Source organism: Methylomonas rapida, assembly GCF_024360925.2.
Classification (GTDB): Bacteria; Pseudomonadota; Gammaproteobacteria; order Methylococcales; family Methylomonadaceae; genus Methylomonas; species Methylomonas rapida.
On record NZ_CP113517.1, the window covers coordinates 842,549 to 860,938 of the forward strand.

11 protein-coding genes are annotated in these 18,390 nt (G+C 54.7%); 8 read left to right on the forward strand and 3 right to left on the reverse strand.

The features are described 5' to 3' along the window. The first annotated feature begins 13 nt into the window (after nucleotides 1-13). Nucleotides 14-1,906, forward strand: a complete 1,893-nt coding sequence (gene parE / locus NM686_RS04080; RefSeq protein ID WP_255186609.1) for a DNA topoisomerase IV subunit B — start codon at nucleotides 14-16, stop codon at nucleotides 1,904-1,906. Between the two features lie 57 nt (nucleotides 1,907-1,963). After that, on the forward strand, nucleotides 1,964-2,800 hold the full coding sequence (locus NM686_RS04085) for a CvfB family protein (RefSeq protein ID WP_255186610.1): 837 nt from the start codon (nucleotides 1,964-1,966) through the stop codon (nucleotides 2,798-2,800). A gap of 51 nt (nucleotides 2,801-2,851) precedes the next feature. Here NM686_RS04085 and NM686_RS04090 read toward each other — a convergent pair whose 3' ends face one another. Then, nucleotides 2,852-4,141: an autotransporter outer membrane beta-barrel domain-containing protein gene (locus NM686_RS04090; RefSeq protein WP_255186611.1), complete on the reverse strand. Its 1,290-nt coding sequence runs from the start codon at nucleotides 4,139-4,141 to the stop codon at nucleotides 2,852-2,854. 63 nt (nucleotides 4,142-4,204) lie between these two features. After that, the gene (locus NM686_RS04095) at nucleotides 4,205-5,851 is read right to left on the reverse strand and encodes a serine/threonine-protein kinase (protein ID WP_255186612.1); all 1,647 of its coding nucleotides are present in this window, start codon (nucleotides 5,849-5,851) and stop codon (nucleotides 4,205-4,207) included. A gap of 169 nt (nucleotides 5,852-6,020) precedes the next feature. Here NM686_RS04095 and tssJ point away from each other — a divergent pair, with 169 nt between their 5' ends. Continuing rightward, nucleotides 6,021-6,518 carry a type VI secretion system lipoprotein TssJ gene (gene tssJ / locus NM686_RS04100; protein ID WP_255186613.1) on the forward strand — a complete coding sequence of 166 codons (498 nt, stop codon included), beginning with the start codon at nucleotides 6,021-6,023 and terminating at the stop codon, nucleotides 6,516-6,518. A 225-nt stretch (nucleotides 6,519-6,743) separates the two neighbouring features. Here tssJ and NM686_RS04105 read toward each other — a convergent pair whose 3' ends face one another. Then, the gene (locus NM686_RS04105) at nucleotides 6,744-8,030 is read right to left on the reverse strand and encodes an ISNCY family transposase (protein ID WP_407942382.1); all 1,287 of its coding nucleotides are present in this window, start codon (nucleotides 8,028-8,030) and stop codon (nucleotides 6,744-6,746) included. Nucleotides 8,031-8,221: 191 nt separating this feature from the next. Here NM686_RS04105 and NM686_RS04110 point away from each other — a divergent pair, with 191 nt between their 5' ends. From NM686_RS04110 to tssM, 5 genes are read left to right on the forward strand one after another with little or no spacing between them, the layout of a single operon-like run. Continuing rightward, nucleotides 8,222-10,507 (forward strand): caspase family protein, encoded by a 2,286-nt coding sequence (locus tag NM686_RS04110; RefSeq protein ID WP_255186614.1) that lies wholly within the window; start codon nucleotides 8,222-8,224, stop codon nucleotides 10,505-10,507. A gap of 37 nt (nucleotides 10,508-10,544) precedes the next feature. After that, on the forward strand, nucleotides 10,545-12,125 hold the full coding sequence (tagH, locus tag NM686_RS04115; RefSeq protein ID WP_255186615.1) for a type VI secretion system-associated FHA domain protein TagH: 1,581 nt from the start codon (nucleotides 10,545-10,547) through the stop codon (nucleotides 12,123-12,125). A 33-nt stretch (nucleotides 12,126-12,158) separates the two neighbouring features. Next, on the forward strand, nucleotides 12,159-13,499 hold the full coding sequence (gene tssK / locus NM686_RS04120; protein WP_255186616.1) for a type VI secretion system baseplate subunit TssK: 1,341 nt from the start codon (nucleotides 12,159-12,161) through the stop codon (nucleotides 13,497-13,499). A gap of 5 nt (nucleotides 13,500-13,504) precedes the next feature. Continuing rightward, a complete protein-coding gene (gene icmH / locus NM686_RS04125) occupies nucleotides 13,505-14,827 on the forward strand; it encodes a type IVB secretion system protein IcmH/DotU (protein WP_255186617.1) in 1,323 nt (440 codons plus the stop codon). A gap of 8 nt (nucleotides 14,828-14,835) precedes the next feature. Next, the gene (gene tssM / locus NM686_RS04130; RefSeq protein ID WP_255186618.1) at nucleotides 14,836-18,381 is read left to right on the forward strand and encodes a type VI secretion system membrane subunit TssM; all 3,546 of its coding nucleotides are present in this window, start codon (nucleotides 14,836-14,838) and stop codon (nucleotides 18,379-18,381) included. Nucleotides 18,382-18,390: the final 9 nt, after the last annotated feature.

Consider the following 18,390-nt stretch of genomic DNA (forward strand, 5'->3'; position numbering starts at 1 on the left):
ACGATGACTAACAATGAGTAACGAATATAACGCCGCCGCGATCGAGGTGCTGAGCGGATTGGACCCGGTGCGCAAACGTCCGGGCATGTACACCGACACGACACGGCCGAATCATTTGGTTCAAGAAGTGGTGGACAACAGTGTGGACGAGGCTTTGGCCGGCTACGCCAAAAGCATAGAAGTTACCTTATTCAAGGACGGTTCGATCAAGGTCGTCGACGACGGTCGCGGGATGCCTGTGGATATCCATCCCGAACAAGGCATTCCCGGTGTCGAGGTGATCCTGACCCAGCTGCACGCCGGCGGCAAGTTTTCCAACAAGAATTATCAGTTTTCCGGTGGCTTGCACGGCGTCGGCGTGTCGGTAGTCAACGCCTTATCTGAGAAATTGTTGGTCGAGATCAAGCGCGGCGGCGGGGTTTATCAAATGGAATTCGCCGGTGGTGACAAAGTCGGCGACTTGCAACAAACCGGCACGGTCGGCAAAAACAACACCGGCACCAGCGTACATTTTTGGCCGGACGGTAAATATTTCGATTCCAATCGAGTGTCCGTCAGCAAGCTGAAGCATGTATTGCGGGCCAAGGCGGTATTGTGTCCTGGCCTGACAATCGTGTTGGTTTCCGAACTGTCCGATGAAAAATTCGAATGGTGTTACCAGAACGGTTTACAGGAATATTTGCTGGATCGCGTCGGCGACGCCGAGATTTTCCCGCAGCCGCCGTTCATGGCCAACATGGTGGCCAGCAACGAGGCAGTGGAATGGGGCATCGTCTGGACGACCGATAGCTTGCCTGAAGCGGTCGCGGAGAGTTATGTCAATCTGGTGCCCACCGCCCAGGGTGGCACGCACGTCAATGGCTTGCGCGCCGGTTTGACCGAGGCGATCAGGGAGTTCTGCGATTTTCGCAATCTGCTGCCACGCGGCGTCAAGATTGCGCCGGAAGACGTTTGGGAAAACTGCCATTTCGTGTTGTCGGTGAAGCTGGAAGATCCGCAATTCTCCGGGCAAACCAAGGAACGCTTGAGTTCGCGCGAATGCGTGACCTTCGTCTCCGGCGTCGCCAAGGATACCTTCAGCTTGTGGCTGAATCAGCACCCGCAGGAAGGTGAGAAAATCGCCGAAATCATCCTGGCCAGCGCGCAGAAACGCCTGAAATCAGCCAAGAAAATCGTGCGCAAAAAAATCACCGCCGGTCCCGCCTTGCCCGGCAAACTGGCGGATTGCTCGGCGCAAGACATCAGCCGTACCGAGCTGTTCCTGGTGGAGGGCGATTCGGCCGGTGGCTCGGCCAAGCAGGCGCGCGACCGCGAATATCAGGCCATCATGCCGCTTAGGGGCAAGATTTTGAACACCTGGGAAGTCGATTCCAACGAAGTGATGGCGTCGCAAGAAGTGCATGACATCGCAGTGGCCTTGGGCATAGAGCCGGACAGCGATGACTTGCAAAATCTGCGTTACGGTAAAATCTGCATTCTGGCCGACGCCGATTCCGATGGTAACCATATTGCCACGCTGATTTGTGCCTTGTTTTTCCGTCATTTCAAAGCCTTGGTCAAGGCTGGCCATGTGTTCGTGGCAATGCCGCCCTTATATCGTATCGATGTCGGCAAGAAGGTGTTTTATGCCCTGGACGAATCGGAGCGCCTGGGCGTGCTGGCGCGCATCGAAGCCGAAAAACTCACCGGTAAGGTCAATATCCAGCGATTTAAAGGTTTGGGTGAGATGAATCCGTCGCAACTGCGGGAAACCACGATGAACCCGGATACTCGCCGGCTGGTACAACTGACCATCGCCGAAAACGACGAAACCTTCGAACGCATGGATTTATTGTTGGCGAAAAAACGCTCCTCCGATCGCAAGAGCTGGCTGGAAGACAAGGGTAATCTGGCGGAGGTTTTGTAAGATGGGTTATAACCTGGCCCGACGGGGTGGCCTGATAACAACGACAACGGAAACATCATGATAGAAATCGGCAAAATCAATAGGCTGACCATTGCCAAAAAGCTCGACAATCAGTGTTATCTGGATGGTGGTGAACTCGGCGAACTGGTATTGGTGGATGTTGCGAACGCCGCGCGTCAAATCGGCGATAACGTCGAAGTTTTCGTTTATATCGACGGCAAAAACCAAACCGTAGCCACCACGCAAAAACCCAAGGCCCAGGTCGATGAAGTGGCCTGGCTGAAGGTGGTGTCGCTGAGCCACGCTGGCGCGTTTCTGGATTGGGGCTTGCCGAAGGATTTGTTGTTGCCGTTCAGCGAACAAAAAGGCAAGCTGGTGGAGGGGCGCTCTTGTCTAGTGCGTTTGTTTCTGGATGAAAACAATCGCATCGCCGCGTCCATGCTGTTGGACGATTTCATTCAGGATGAGGCTTTTTATTATAAGGAGGGGCAGGCGGTGGAATTGATCATTGCCGACTTCACCGAGTTGGGTTTCAAGGCCGTGGTCGATCATAAATACTGGGGCGTCTTGTACAAAAACGAGGTATTCCAGCCTTTGAAACGCGGCCAGCAACTGACTGGCCATATCAAGAAAGTCCGCCCTGATCATAGGCTGGACTTGATTCTGGGTCAGGAAAAATACGGCGAAAAAGTCGATGCGACCTCGGCCAAGATTTTGGCTGTGCTGGCAAAACATGGCGGCCATATCGCGCTGACCGATAAGAGTCCGCCCGAGATGATTTATGACACCTTCGGCGTCAGCAAAAAGGTTTTCAAACAGGCGATTGGCGGGCTTTATAAACAGCGGAAGATCGTCATCGAAGAAAAGGGTATTCGCTTGAGCGAAACCCCATGAGTCATGCGGTGCCGTTAGCGATTTGCGTCGCTAACGGCATCGCGGATAGGATTAAAACTCGAGTCTGGCGCCTAGCATCAATTTGTTGCTGTTGATGCTGGTGTAACTCTGTAAAGTTTCGTAGGCCAAAAATGCCGAAATACCACCGGCAAAGACGCTGGATACTTCCGCGCCGAAGGTATAGTAGTCGCGGCTGGGCCCGTCGCTGGTCATGATGAAGCTTTGGCCGCTGGGATCGTTGACAAAACCGGTTTCGATTTGGCGTCCGCCATCCATGAATTGATGATGCCATTCGCCACGCAATTGCGGAATCAAAACTCCCCAAGGAAAACTGAAGGCGTAAGCGGTTTGAATGCCGACGGTCGAGGTCAGCGACTCGATGTTCTGCTTGCCGAATCTCACCGCGTAAGGACTACCTGACTCGCTGTAACTGTCGATGTCCAGATTCATGTATTCGCCTCTCGCATAAGGGGCAATGGTCCAGGCATCGATGTTGAAGTCATAGCCGCCGCCCCAGCTGAAGGCGTACTGGCCGCCTTCTGGCGAAGCCTTGGCCACGGAAGATTCACCGTTATAGGTAATGTTGCGGCGGGTATCGTAGGCAAAGCCGCCATAAGAGGCCGTGGCTTCGACATGAGCCGCGTCGGTGATGTGATAAGCGGTATAAATCGTACCGGTGTACGTGTCATTGACGGTTTCGCCGCGGCCGCCGTCGAAATCGGCGGTGTTGTGGCGATAGGCAAAAGATCCGCCGGCTACCCAGTTATCGAAAATCCGGTAATCGGCGCCAAAAACGAAGTTGTGATTATCGAACTCAAAGCCGGGTTGGCTGAAAGTGGTATCGCGCGAGCCGAAATCGCTGTCGATTTTGCTCCAAAAATTCAACGGCGGAAAATCGATGTCGCCGGCACCGCCCCCACGGCGGCCCTGTTGTCTTAAACCAAAATAGTCCGAAGGTTGTGTGATTTTACCGCCATTGACGCGTGTGGCCAACGAACCCATTGCGAAGATTTGGTCCGGCGTAATGCTAACGGTATTGGCATCACAAGGTGTATCGTAGGAGGAACTGGAGTATTCGTAGTGGGTAGTGGGTGTTTCGGTGATTTCAAAGTTTGTCGGGATCTGATAATCGATGGGTACTTCGCTGCCGCCGCCATTCAAGTTTGATAAGTAACTGGATAGCGCGCTGCTGGCTGCCAGTTGATTGGCGTTGCAACTGGCAGCGGCTTCGCCGGCAACCACCATCGTGGTCAAACCCAGGGCGAGTTGAATGAGTCGGGATTTTGACTCGAAGTGGTGATAAGGATTGCGGGCACTGCTATGGCTTGTTGACTTAAACATCTGATTCTCCCAAGAATTTTTCTGAAACATTATAGTTCAAGTTTGGCGTGGCAGCGAGAGCGCTTATTGGCTCGCGCGGAGTTTTTCCCGCAAACTCAGCAAGCCCTTGTGTGAAGGATTGGCTTCCAAACCTTCTTGGACTTTTTTTAGGGCCGTGGAGCGGTCGCTTTTTTCATAGGCCTCCCAGGCCTGTTGCTCCAACATGTCGGCAATTTTCAGAATGCCGCTGGTTGCCGGCTGATTGTAGGGGTCGATTTTCAGAATTTCCCGGTAGGCCCACAACGCATTGCTGCCGGTGGGCGCGGTTAAATAACCGACATCGGCATGAATGCTGGCCAATTCCAGAAGATCATTGATTTTTTGTTGCTGCTCCGGTGCTATTTGTACCGCGACCTTGGGGGCTTCGACGACAGTAGGCGGTGCAATCATGCTCAAATAGATGTTGATGGCAAACAGCGTCACCGCGACGATACCGCTACCCCACAAGCCATAAAACACTGTCGAGCGCGGGCCCAGCGCATTGATGAATTCATCTATCGTCGCGGTGCGCTGTGCTTGTTGAAAAGCCAAGGCCTTTTGCAGCCCTTTCATTTGCCTGCGCGATAATTGAGGGATGGGTTTGGCTTGCAGATTGACTTCTTGGGCTTTGTCCGCCGACAAGCGGCCGAATGGGTGTTTGCCGCTCAATAGTTCATAACTGACGCAGGCCAGCGCGTAAATGTCGTCGCGCGGGTCGGGATCGCTGTTTTGCAGTTGTTCCAGGCTGGCGTAGGCCGGCGTGAACGCACCAAGGGCGCGAGCATTGAATACCGTGGCGTCTTGATGATCCTTGTCGCCCTGTTTGATCGCGCAGGCAATGCCAAAGTCCAGCACGCGCACTTCGCCGTTTTCGTCGATGAACACGTTGCCGGGTTTGAAATCGGAATGCACGATGTTTTTCTTATGGGCGTGGTGCAGCGCGTCGGCCATCGCCCGAATCAACGGCCAGGCCTGTTTGAATGGCAAGCCCGCGGAGTGTTCCTTGATCAGATGGCTGAGTGGGTGGCCGATCAGATATTCCATCGACATGAATACGTGGCCGCCGTCGCGATCGAAGTCGTAGACCTTGATGATGTTGGGATGCGCCAGGGTCTGCGCCCGCTTGGTTTCTCGTTGCAGCGACACCAGTGCCATCGGATTGGCCTGAAAATCCTGATTCAGTACTTTCAAGGCCACGTAGGGGTCTTTATCGGCGGCTTCGATTTTGCGCAAGTCGGTGGCCTTGAACACCATGCCCATGCCGCCGACACCCAATAACTGTTGCAACACGAAGCGGTTTTTCAGGGTGCTGCCTACGCTGAGCTCTTTATGCGCTTGTTGTTCCTGTAAGCCTCTAAGCAGCGATTCGGTATCCATGCCTGTCTTGTTGAGGGACCCGGTTTTCGTGGCGGCTTGAATCCGGGTGGCGTCGTCTATCGGGACGGGGCTTGCCTTGATCGTCGAATCTTCCGGCGCATGGGTGACATGGGTTTTATCGTCCAGTTCGGCGACAAGTGCGGCGTGGATTTGCGGCGGAAGTTTTCCGGATCGAAATTCGGCTTCCAGCCTCTGCCTGGCTGCGATCAGTTCAGGCCCGCCTTGGCGTGCTGTTTCCCTGACGACTTGCAACAATTCGTCAAACCGGATTTGTGACTGCTGGAAAGCGGTTAATGCTGTGTCTAGTGAGTTCATGGAGACATCGGCCATAGAAGGAAGGGAGGATTTTAGCCGAAACTTGCAATGGACGTCGGTCTACGCTAGCTGGCATGGCTTATGCTGAACGGCTGTTGTTAATCGCCAGCCTATGCCGAAAACAGGCTATCCTTAATCCCAGTGATAATTTCCACGGAGGTTTACCCTAATGAAGCGCTTTTGCATATACACAATGCTCAATGTGCTGGTCGTGGGCTGCGCCAGCGATCCCGAACTACCGCCACCGCCGCCGCCAACCCTCGTCAATTTGCAAATCGAAGCTTCCGCCAATTTGAATGCAGACAGCAACGGCAATGGCGCTCCAGTGATGCTGAGAGTTTATGAATTGCGCGAGCAGAGCAATTTCAGCGCCGCCGATTTTTTTGCGCTGTACGATAACGAACAGGCTACCTTGAGCGCCGATCTGGCGCGCAAGCAAAATTTGTTACTAAAGCCCGGCGAGACGAAAAAACTGACAATTAAACCCGATGACGATGTCGCCTCTGTCGGTTTTTTCGCGGCGTTCAGACAATTGGATAGCGCGCGATGGCGAGCCATTGCCGAGGTCCAGCCGCATCAAACGCAAGATTACCGGGTAAAACTGATAGACAACCAATTGACGGTGGAAGCGATCCAGCCAGCGGCAAGTGCGCCGCAGGAACCTTGAAGGTTTTCATCGGCCGGCCGGTGGCGGACGAGTCGGGACAGCAGTCCTCGGTTGTTTATTTTTACTGCTTTTTGGGGGCAGGGGAGCGTTTTTCGATGCCTGCCGTAAATCCCTCCCTGCTGCCGACATCTCCGAAAATCGCTACCCAATGCCCTTTTTCGTTAAATTGGGAAGGGTTGGAGTCAAGCAGCAATTCTCAATTTAAGCGGAGCAATATAATTTTTCTCAGCGAGGGATTGGAATGTCCAGGCCATCAAGCATAAATTCCATCAAATGTTGCCAGCTATCAAAACAGACATAACGGGTGATTGCCCTTAAATCGTTAAAAAACGTCTTCCGGCTGGACAGTTCTTCGCGCAGCAAGCAATAACATCGATCGAACCATTGCAGCAACGTATGAACCAGAAAAGCCAGTATGATCAAGCTGGCTAACAAGGCCGCGAGATGTTTTTTACCGTGCCCGAAGTTATGCGCGAAGTGATACCCTTTGGTTTTCAAGGTGTTGTTATTTTCGTTTTCGATCTTCCAGCGCGTACGACCGGTGCTGACGATATCGGCCACATTGTGCGCGCCTAATGCGTAATCCGTGGCGAACGCATTGCGGTAGACGAGATGACCTTGTTCATCGATGACCTCGATTTCGCACCAATTCACCAATAGGGCATCGTCGCTGTCGCGTAACGGCACTTGCTGAGCGATGCGGTAGCGTTCGGTCAATCGTTTCTTGCCTGTCCAGTGGCGTTTTTCTATCACTTCAACCTGCCCGAGCCGCTGAAAATCCTCGACCCACTCGTAGAGGGTTTTATGGGATTCCGGTTTGCAAACCAGGATGAAATGTCGGCCCTGTTGCTTAAGGTATTCGCAAAAAGGCTGTTTGCAATATAAATCGTCGGCTAAAAAAGTCACGTTTGCCGGCAGGTGGCTGCCTTCGCGCTCCAACCAGCGTCGCGCGGCCGCCAACTCATAATCCTGCTTATCGCTCCCGTCTTGCGGTGCGATAAATTCGGGGGCCAACGGAATGACATCCGCCTGATGTGGGGAAACGATTACCGGGGTAACCGCGCTGTGAGCATACTGAACAACTCCCGTCTTTAGCGTCTTCGTCGAGCAGCATTCGCAATGAATCTTCTGCGAACTAAAATACTCCACCCCATCCAAGGCTACCAGTACACTATCCTCCAGCACTTGGAATTCTTTGAGTTTGCCTTGCGCTTCCAATGCCTGCAGCACCCATCGGTACAGCGGCCATAGAGCGTCGGGCGACACGGCATCCAGCAGATTCCGAATCTGGTTGTCACTCGGAATCTGATAAACGCCAAATAGACTGTGGGCGTTATTTTGGCCGCGTTCTTTTTGCATTGTCCGCTGATGCTCCAGAAACGAGGGTGATTGCATGAAAAACACCGAAAACGCGCTAAGCGCCGCATCGGACATAGTGTATTTCTGGTAAACACCCGTCCCACTACGACCGTCGGGCAATGTTTCGAAGACTTGCCTGATTCGCTCGATCAAGCGGGCTTGCGTGAATTGTTCGTTTTCTTTAAAAGGGTGAGCCATCGTCCGTGAGCTGTTATGAAAAAATCAGCTCAGTTTACCAGCATCGGCTAAATTGAGAATTGCTGGGAGTCAAGAAGGCTATTTGTCGCTATCGCGGTTTTCTGCTATTTTCGCTCGAGTCATTAACACAACGACAAGGCGGCCCTATGCCTGTGAAACTTTTTAACACGCGGAAATTGGTACTCGCCATTTCGACGATTTTATTGGCATCTTGCGCCCATGAGGCGAGCAAGGAAGAAATCGCCAAGGCTACCGAGGGATTTGCGATTCAGGACACCAATAAATTGTTCGTGGTCGATTGCCTGCTACCGGGACAGGTACGTAAATTGGGCTCGCAGATGACCTATCTGAGTCAGCGCCGGCCGGTGCGCACTACCGCGGCCGATTGCGAGGTAAGGGGGGGAGAGTACGTTGCTTACGACAGGGCTAATTACGCCAGTGCATTGAAAATCTGGTTGCCCAAGGCGCAGGAGGGCGATGCCAGCGCCCAGCTTTATGTGGGTGAGATTTTTGAAAAGGGCCTGGGCGCCCAGGCTGATTATCAGGCCGCGGCCCAATGGTATGAAAAGGCCGCCAACCAGGGTAATTTCCAAGCGCAATTGAATTTGGGGCATTTGTACGAAAAGGGTTTGGGCGTGCCGGAAAACAAGGAAACCGCGATGCGCTGGTATCGGAAGTCGGCGGGGCTGGATGAGGCCGGTTTGCAATTTACGCCGGCGGTCGAGACTCAAACCGTACAACCGGTGCAAGCCACAAGTGGCCAGGTGGAAAGCGAGCTTGCCGCGCTACGACAGGAAGTGGCGGAATCCAGACGGGAAGCCGAACAGTTGCGTGAGCAGTTGAAAAATACTCGTGAACAGGCTTTGGAGCAGCAGGAAAGTTTGAGGAAGGCGCAGGACGAATTGGAAGCGCTACGGACCACGTTGCAGCAGCAAAAATCCGAAGCCCCCGCGGATTCCAGTGAAATACGAGCTCTGGAGCAACAGTTGCGGGAAAAGGAGGAACGGCTGAAATCGCAACAGGCAAAATTGGGAAGCTTGACCCAGACTCTGAGTGCGGAGCGCAAACGCATGGCGCGTGAACTGGAAACGGCTCGTAAGGAAAAAACGCCCGTTTCGGTGGCCGAGGGCGCGAAAAACGACCTGGAAAACCGCCTGAATGAGAAAATCGAAGCCTATCAAGCTCAATCGGCCGAGCTCACGACTTGGTTGACTGCCGACAAAAAAATCGATCGGACCCAAATCGACGCGCGCAAATCGGCGTTACAGCAGCAGGCGCGCGAGATTGCCAGCCTGAAGGAAAAGTTGGAGCAACAAGCCCCAACGCAATTGGCGATGGGCAATGGACCGGCTATCGAATTGCTGGAGCCCGCCGTCACGGTGACCCGTGGTATTCCCAGCATCCAGTTCACACTCGGCGAAGCCAGCAAGCGCTTGGTCGGACGTGTCGATACCAAAGCCGGTCTGAATAAGGTTTTGTTGAACGACAAACCGCTCGAAGTCGATAGCGAAGGCCGTTTTCAGACCGACGTGAGACTGCAGGATAAGGAAACCTTGATACGCATTGTGGCGACCGACAAGAAAAATCACAGCAGCGATTTGAGCGTGCGTTTGTTTGCCGCCGAATCCGCCGAACAACCCAGTTTTGCCGGCACCACAACCGGCGATGTGCAGCGCGCGGGAGACATCCAGTTTGGCAATTTTTACGCGTTGATCATCGGTAACAACGATTATGCCAGCTATCCCGATCTGCAGACACCGACTACCGATGCCAAGAGCCTTGAGGTCTTGTTGCGCGAGCGTTACGGCTTCAAGACCAAATTACTATTGAATGCCAACCGGCATGCCATCATGTCGGCCCTGAACGAACTGAACCAGAAATTGACCGACAAGGATAATTTGCTGATTTACTATGCCGGTCATGGCGAGATCGATGCGAAATCGCAGAGCGCTTACTGGCTGCCGGTGGATGCCGAGGCCGGTAACTCGGCCAACTGGATTTCCAGTCAAAGCATCACCGAATACCTCAGCATCATGCAGGCCAGGCATGTGATGGTGGTGGCCGATTCCTGCTATTCCGGCGCGTTGACAGGCTCTGCGGTGGCGAAGTTGCCGGAAGGCATGGATGCCGCCAAGCGGGAACGCTGGCTCAAAGCGATGAATAGCCGCAAGGCGCGCACCGTATTGACCTCGGGCGGCGTCAAACCGGTCATGGATACCGGCGGCGGTGCGCATTCGGTATTCGCCAATGCCTTTTTGAAGGTCTTGCGCGGCAATAAACGCATCATCGAGGATTATGATATTTTTCGTGACGTGGCCCGGCAGGTCAAAGCCTCGGCGTCCAGAGCGGGTTTCGAACAGAATCCGCAATATGCTCCGTTGCAGCATGCCGGACACGAAGGCAGCCCGTTCATTTTCGTTCCCGAAGCCTAATCCGAGTACGATGCGATCGACAGGACAGATATAAGCCATGGCATTGATACTCAGAACCACCCGCTACAAAGGATTGCCGCCCGGTCAGGAAATCAGCGCTCAATTCGACACCCATGACGGTACCATAGGGCGCGCGCCCAACAATCATTTGGTATTACCCGACCCGGAAAAATTCATTTCCAGGCTGCATGCCACCATCGTTTTCGAAGGCGGGCAATACTTCATTCAAGACAGCAGCACCGGCGGCACCTATCTCGATGATGGCGATACTCCGCTGCAGCAGGCGCGGTCACCGTTGCGCGATGGCCAGAGATTGCGGATAGGCGAATATGAATTAAGCGTTTCTATAACCGATGCCGTGCCCGAGTCGACTTTTACCGGCATTGAGGTACCGGTGCGACAGTTGGACATGGCCGATAGCCAAATTTTGCAGGAGCCGTTCGCGCAACCGAAACCGAGCGAGCCGACGGCGGATTTCTTCTCCAGCTTCATCGAGCAGCCGGAATCCGCGCCGGTGCATGAAAGTTTCATTCCACCCGAGGTTGTTGCCGCGCCGTCGGCGGCACCCATCGATGATTTGGATTTTGGCGATTTGCTTTCCAAATTAGAAGAATTGCCCGGCATGGGCGGTGGCGCGCCGGCGGCAAAACCGCAGCCGCCGGAACTGCCGTCGCTGCCGGATGACTTTTTTGCCGAGGAAGCCGAGCCGGTTCAAAGCCCGCCGCCACCGGCGGAGACCGAACCCGCGTTTGCCTTTTCCGAACCGGCCGAAAATTTACCGGAGCGGCCTGCCGGCGATCATGCCGCTTTCGATCCATTTGCGATGCCTGAGCCCGCCGTTTCTCGGGAACAGCCGGAACAACCGATCTTTGCCGAGCCGGTCGAGCAAGTCCGGGCCACCGACCAAATCCAGCCACTGGAGCCACTGGATGCGCAACCGCAGCCCAGGCAAGCGATTGATACGCCGGCTGTTCAGGCGCCGGTTGCCGAAGGCCATTCGACGAAACCGATGCCGGCGCATACGGCTACCCCGCCGGGCGACGACCGCTTGTTGCGCGAATTTTTGGCCGGTGCCGGCATCAACGATCCCGGTTTGGTTGCTCCCGAACAGTGGCCCGCGCTGATGAGAACTTCCGGCGAGTTGCTGCGCGGCATGGTTGATGGCCTGATGCAGGTGTTGCGCGCGCGCGCCGAGTTGAAAAGCCAGTTTCGCGTTTCCGTCACCACGATGCGTTCGGTCGACAACAATCCCCTAAAATTCACGCCCAATGTCGACGATGCGATGAAACTGATTCTGTCGCCGACCAATCCGGGATTTCTGCCGCCGAAGCAGGCCGTCAAAGAAGGTTTTAGCGACATCATGAATCATCAGATCGCGATGACGGCCGGTATACAGGCGGCTTTGGCCGACGTGCTGCGCAGCTTCGATCCGCAATTGATCGAAAAGACGCATGGTGAAGGCGTGCTGTTCCAGAAAAAAGCCAAATGCTGGGACTATTACGTCGAAAAATATCCTCAGTTGAAAGCCGTGGCGCAGGAGGAGTTTTTCGGCGAGGCCTTTGCCGATGCCTATGAAAAACAAATGCTGCTGCTGAGCCGGTCAGTCCACAAACCCTAAGCGTCGCTGCTTTACAGCCTAGAACCACAACCTATGTCAGAAAATAATCGAGTCGTCTGGTCGGAGGGCATGTTTCTTCGCCCTCAACATTTTCAGCAACATGATCGCTACTTTGAAAATCTGTTGCGCGGTTTGTCGCAAGGCGTCAGGGCTTACGCCTGGGGCTTTTCTCGTTTGAAACTCGATCAAACCTGTCTGGCCATCGGCAAGCTGGGTTTGACTGAATGCAGCGGGGTGTTTCCGGACGGCACGCCGTTCGATTTGCCGCAAGACGACGATTTGCCGTTACCGCTGGAAGTGCCGGAGAACGAAAAAGCCAGCGTGGTTTATCTGGCGTTACCGCTTCGGCGTTCCGACGCCAATGAGGTCGATAGCGAGTCTTACCCGGACAACATGGCGCGCTATAGACTTAGCGAGCGGCAAGTGCGCGATAACAACAGCGGTGCCGATGGTCGCTACGATGTGCAAATCGGCGCGTTGAAACCTCGTTTGATGTGCGATAGCCAGGAGCGCTCGGGTTACGTCTGTCTTGGCGTGGCCCGCATCATTGAAATGCGTGCCGACAAAAGCGTGATTCTGGACGAAAACTACATTCCGCCGGCCGTGCATTGCGCCAGTGCCGGTATTCTCGGCGGTTTCGTCCGTGAATTGCAGGGCTTGTTCCATACCCGCGGCGAGGCCTTGGCCGCGCGGGTCGCGGGTAGCGGCCAGGGGAGTGGGGTCGCGGAGATCGCTGATTTCATGTTGTTGCAGATGATCAACCGTTATCAACCCTTGCTGGCACATTTGGCCCATGCCGCCACGCTGCATCCGGAAGAGCTTTTTCAATGGTGCCTGCAAATCGCCGGCGAATTGTCGACGTTTTATCGCCCCGGCAAGCGCCCCCTCGCTTTTCCGGATTACCGGCACGACGACCTCAAGGCCAGCTTCATGCCGCTGATCGACGAGTTGCGCGGCTTGTTGAGCATGGTGCTGGAGCAAAACGCGGTGCAATTGCCGCTGGCGGAAGTCAAGCCGGGCGTGTATGTCGCGAAACGGCCGGAACTGAATTTGCTGGAGGGCGCGATTTTCGTGCTGGCGGCCAAGGCCCAAGTGTCTTCCGAGCTGATTCGCTCCCATTTTCCGCCGCAAGTCAAAATCGGCCCGGTCGAAGACATTCAGCAACTGGTCAGATCGGCCTTGCCTGGCATCAATATTCAGGCTCTGCCGGTGGCGCCGCGGCAAATTCCTTACCATGCCGGCTATTCGTATTTTGAATTGAACAAGCAAAGCGAGTTGTGGAGCAAGATGGCGGTGTCCGGCGGTTTCGCGATTCATATCGGCGGCAGTTTTCCGGAACTGGAACTCGAGTTTTGGGCGATTAGAAAAGGTTGAATGCCATGAATCAAAACGATCCTTTCGGCTCCTTCGAAGATAGTGACAGAACCGTGATCCGGCCGATGCCGGGCGGTCGGCGGGCGGCTTCGCCACCGAGCCCTCAAGCCCCAGCCTACAGCCCCCCACCTTCATCGGCCCCAAGTTTAAGCCCCCCGCCGACGGCAACATTGATCACTGGCGAGTTTCAGGAAAACGTCATGGTATCGGCGGCGGCATCGATGATTTCGCTGGCCAGTCGCTTGCGGCAAACCGCGGTTTATCCTGCGATCGCCGAATTACGCCAGCGCTTGTCCGCCGAAGTCAGCGGCTTCGAAAATCGGCTGCTGCAGGCCGGGCTGGGAGCCGATGTGACGAGGATGGCGAGCTATGCCCTTTGCAGCTTCCTGGATGAAACCATACTGAACACGCCTTGGGGCGCGCAAAGCGATTGGGGGCATCAAAGCCTGCTGATTTCGTTTCATAAGGAAGCCTGGGGCGGCGAGAAATTTTTCGACATCGTCGGTATGCTGGTCAAACAACCCGCGCAAAACCTGCCTCTGATCGAATTGGCCTACCTGTTCTTGAGCCTGGGTTTTCAAGGCAAGTTCCGCATTCTGACCAATGGCTTGAACGAGCTGGAAAAATACCGGCTGGAGTTGTATCAGCTGATACAACGGGTCAAGGGCGATTACGAACGCGAGTTGTCGCCACGCTGGCAGGGCTTGCGCGATGTGCGTAACGCCCTGGTGCGTTATGTGCCGCTGTGGGTGGTGGGCGCCGTGTTAGGCGTCGCCTTGATCTTGGCCTATATCGGATTTGTCGTGGCCTTGAATGCGCGTTCCGACCAATTGTTTTCGGATGTGTTCGCGCTGGGTAAACAGCCGATCGACATCGCGCAGGCCATGCCGGTCGTCAAACCGCCGGTACCGGGCAGGCGCGAACGATTCAAGCAAATCCTGGCCACGGAGATTGCCGCCAACATGGTCGAAGTGGTCGATGACCGCTTGCTGCGCGTGCGCAATTCCTTTGCATCCGGCAGCGATCAGCTGAAAGCGGAATTCGATCCGATGTTGAAGAAAATCGCCGATGAACTGGTGGCTGGCAACGACAACTTACTGGTCACGGGCCATTCCGACAATGTACCGATTCGTTCCGCGCGTTTTCCTTCCAACTGGCATTTGTCCACCGCGCGGGCCAAATCGGTCAGCGACGATCTGCTCAAGTCTGCGCCGGCGTTGAACGGCAAAATCCGTTTCGAAGGGCGCGCCGACAGCGAACCGCTGGTGGCGAACGATACCGCAGAACATCGGGCGATCAATCGTCGTGTCGATTTACTGATTCAGTGAGAGCGTAAATGGGTAAGCTCAAAGCATTTTTTACCAATATCTGGGTCATCCAGTTTCTAGGCTTGCTGGCTTTCAGCATTCTAATTTGGCTAGCAGGGCCTCTGATTGCGATTGCTGGGCATGTACCCTTGGAAGCGGAGTTGCCCAGGATTTTGCTAATCGCGGGTTTGTTTGTGGTGTGGGTGATTTATCGCTTGCTGATGCAAATTCGCGCCAGCAGCACCGAAAAGCAACTGGTGCAGCAATTGGTGGCCTCGGATGTCGATCAGGTCGCGCTGGCCTCGGCCGATGAAGTGGATATGCTGCGCAAGGGCTTTGAAGAAGCATTGACGCTACTCAAGCAATCGCGGGCGGAAGCCAAAAAAGGCGGACAGTTTATTTATCAATTGCCCTGGTACGTGATCATCGGTGCGCCGGGGTCTGGCAAAACCACGGCTCTGGTCAATTCCGGCTTGCATTTTCCCTTGGCGGAAAAGTTGGGCAAGCATGCCATCAAAGGCGTCAGCGGGACGCGTAATTGTGATTGGTGGTTTGCCGATGATGCGGTGTTTTTGGATACCGCCGGCCGCTACACGACGCAAGAGAGTCATCAGGCGGTCGATGCGGCCGGTTGGGCCGGATTTTTGAACCTGATCAAAAAGCACCGGCCTTTAAGGCCTTTGAACGGCGTTATCATCGCCACCAGCGTGTCCGACTTATTGCAACAGTCCGAACGGGAGCGGGCTGAGCACGCCAAGGCGGTGCGTACCCGCATTATGGAGTTGTATCAACAATTGGGCGTGCGCTTGCCAGTTTATCAACTGTTTACCAAAACCGATCTGGTCGCCGGCTTTAGCGATTTCTTTGCCGATCTGGCGCCGGAGCAGCGGGCGCAGGTCTGGGGGGAAACTTTTTCCGCCACCACCTTGCAGGGCGATCACGATGTATTGGCGCAGTTTGCGAGTGGTTTTTCCGAGTTATTGCAACGTTTGCAAGTGCGAACCTTGAAACGTATCCAGGACGAGCGCGATATTCAACGCCGCGCGGCGATTGTGGACTTCCCGCAGCAAATAGCCTTGTTGAAACCGGCAATGATGGATTTCTTGCAGGCCACTTTTATGCCTAACCGTTATGAAGAGCCGGTGTTGTTGCGGGGAATTTACTTTACCAGCGGCACGCAGGAAGGCACGCCCATCGATCGGGTGTTGGGCATTCTGGCGGGAGCCTTTCATCTGGACAGGCAAACCGTGCCGATGTATAGCGGTCAGGGCAAGAGCTTTTTCCTGACCCGTCTGCTGAAGGACGTCTTGTTTCCGGAAGCCGAACTAGCCGGGCAGGACCCGGTATTGGCCAAACGCACCCGCTTGTTGCAACTGGCGGCTTATGTCGGCGCTGGCTTGTTTTTCGTGCTGATGATGGGGCTGTGGACCGTCAGTTATTTCAAAAACCAGACCGCCTTGGATAAAGTCCAGGAACAGATCGCGCAATATCATGCGATCAAAATCAGCGGCAACGATACACAAGGCAATTTCAATGCCTTGCTGCCGCGCTTGAATAGCCTTTTGGCGATTCGCGATATTTATCAAGACAGCGGTTTTCTGTCCGGTTGGGGGTTGTCACAAGGCGACAAAATTCAAGCTGCCGCCAATCATAGCTATGAACAGCTGCTCCGCGACTATTTTCTGCCGGCAGTCCTGACGCGCCTGAAGGAGCGCATGCAGGGGCAGGAAGGCAACAAGCAGGAGGTACTGTATCAATTGCTGAAAGTGTATTTGATGTTCAATCAGACCGATAAAATGGATCGATCCATGGCCGTAGCCTGGATACGCGCCGATTGGGACAGGCAATACGCGACCGATCCGCAGGCCTTGGGGCAACTGGTCACGCATTTGAACCACCTATTGGATATGCAGTTGCAGCCGGTTCAAGTCGATGACAATTTTGTCGCCGCAGTGCGCAGTAAATTGATGCAAGTGCCGTTGATTGGGCAAATTTATTCCCGCTTCAAAACCGAAGCCTTGCTGGATCAAAGCCATGATTTACGCCTGAGTAAGGCCTTGGGGCCGGATGCCGGCCGAGTGTTTGTAATGTCCGACGGCAAGGATGTTTTAAGCTATACCATTCCAGGACTGTTCACGGCCTATGGTTATACCGAGCTGTTCTTGAAGAAAAGCCGTGATTTTGTCAAAGACGCGGTCGAGCAGAACTGGGTCTTGGGTAGTCAGGCCAAGCTGGAAACCCTGCAAATCGAGCAGCTTCATCGTGAACTGAAAAAACTGTATTTGAACGAATACCAGGCGGCCTGGACGGATTTACTGGCTAAAATCAAATTGCAATCGGCCTTATCGACCAATCAGACCACGCAGATTCTGGATATATTGTCGCGCCCGGACGGGCCCTTGCATGCCTTGCTGGTAACCATCGATGACAATACCGCATTGACCCGCTTGAACCAACGAGTCAGTGACGCGTTGTCCCAGGCGGCCGGCAAAGCGGTGGAAGCCGCTGGTGACAAAGGCGGGCAGTTGTTGGAGATGGCCAAGGAAGCTGCAGGTCTTGGCGGTGAGCCTGATCCGGTGTTGGCGGTGGAAAATCGGTTTGAAGCCTTGCGCAATCTAGTCGCTGGCGGCCCCGACAAACCCAGTGCATTGGAACCCGTGTTGCAGCAATTAAAAAGTCTGCGGGATTATTTCTTGCAATTGAGCGTCGCCAACACTGGCGGACAGGCCTTGCAAAACCAGGCCAATGTTTTCAGTGGCGCCGGCATGGATGTGTTGAAACAGGCGCAGATGGAGTTTGCCCGCCTGCCCGAGCCTTTGAAGAGCTGGTTTCAAATCGTCGTCAGCAGCGGCGGGCAAAAGCTGTCTTCCGCCGCGAAGGGGCAATTGAGCGACATGGTCAAAACCGGCGTGGCCTCGCCTTGCAAGGCGGCGTTGGGCGGACGCTATCCGTTTAGCAAAAGCTCGGCGCAAGACGTGTTGCTGGCGGACTTTGCCAAACTGTTCGCGCCGGCGGGTGTGATGGATCAGTTTTTTCAAGCCAATTTGAAACCCTTCGTCGATACCAGCAAGCCCGTATGGACGGAAATGGCTTCGGAAAAGCCGCTGGGCCTGTCGCAAGCCTCGATTCGGCAATTTCAGACGGCGGCCAGGATTCGCGATGCCTTTTTCGCCGTGGGCAATATCCCGCAGGTGCAATTCGAGTTGAAGCCGCAATTGCTGGATAACACCGTCGGCACGTTTCGCTTGCAGGTCGAAGGCCAGGAGGCCGTTTACCGGCATGGGCCGGAACAAGCCGTCAGTATGAAATGGCCCGGGCCCAATCCCAGCCAAGGCGTGCGCATCGTTTTCGAGACCCTGGATGGCCGGCAAGTCAGCCGCGGCAAGGAAGGCACCTGGGCGTTTTTCAGGCTGCTGGACGAAGCCACCATCATACCCGGCAGCGCGCCGGAAAAATTCACGCTGACTTTTCAGTTACAAGGCTTCAGCGCCAGTTATGAGTTGCGGGCGGCCAGCGTCAACAATCCCTTTAATCTGCTGGAACTGCAAAGTTTCCGTTGCCCGGACGCGCTGTGAGCAGGGCGG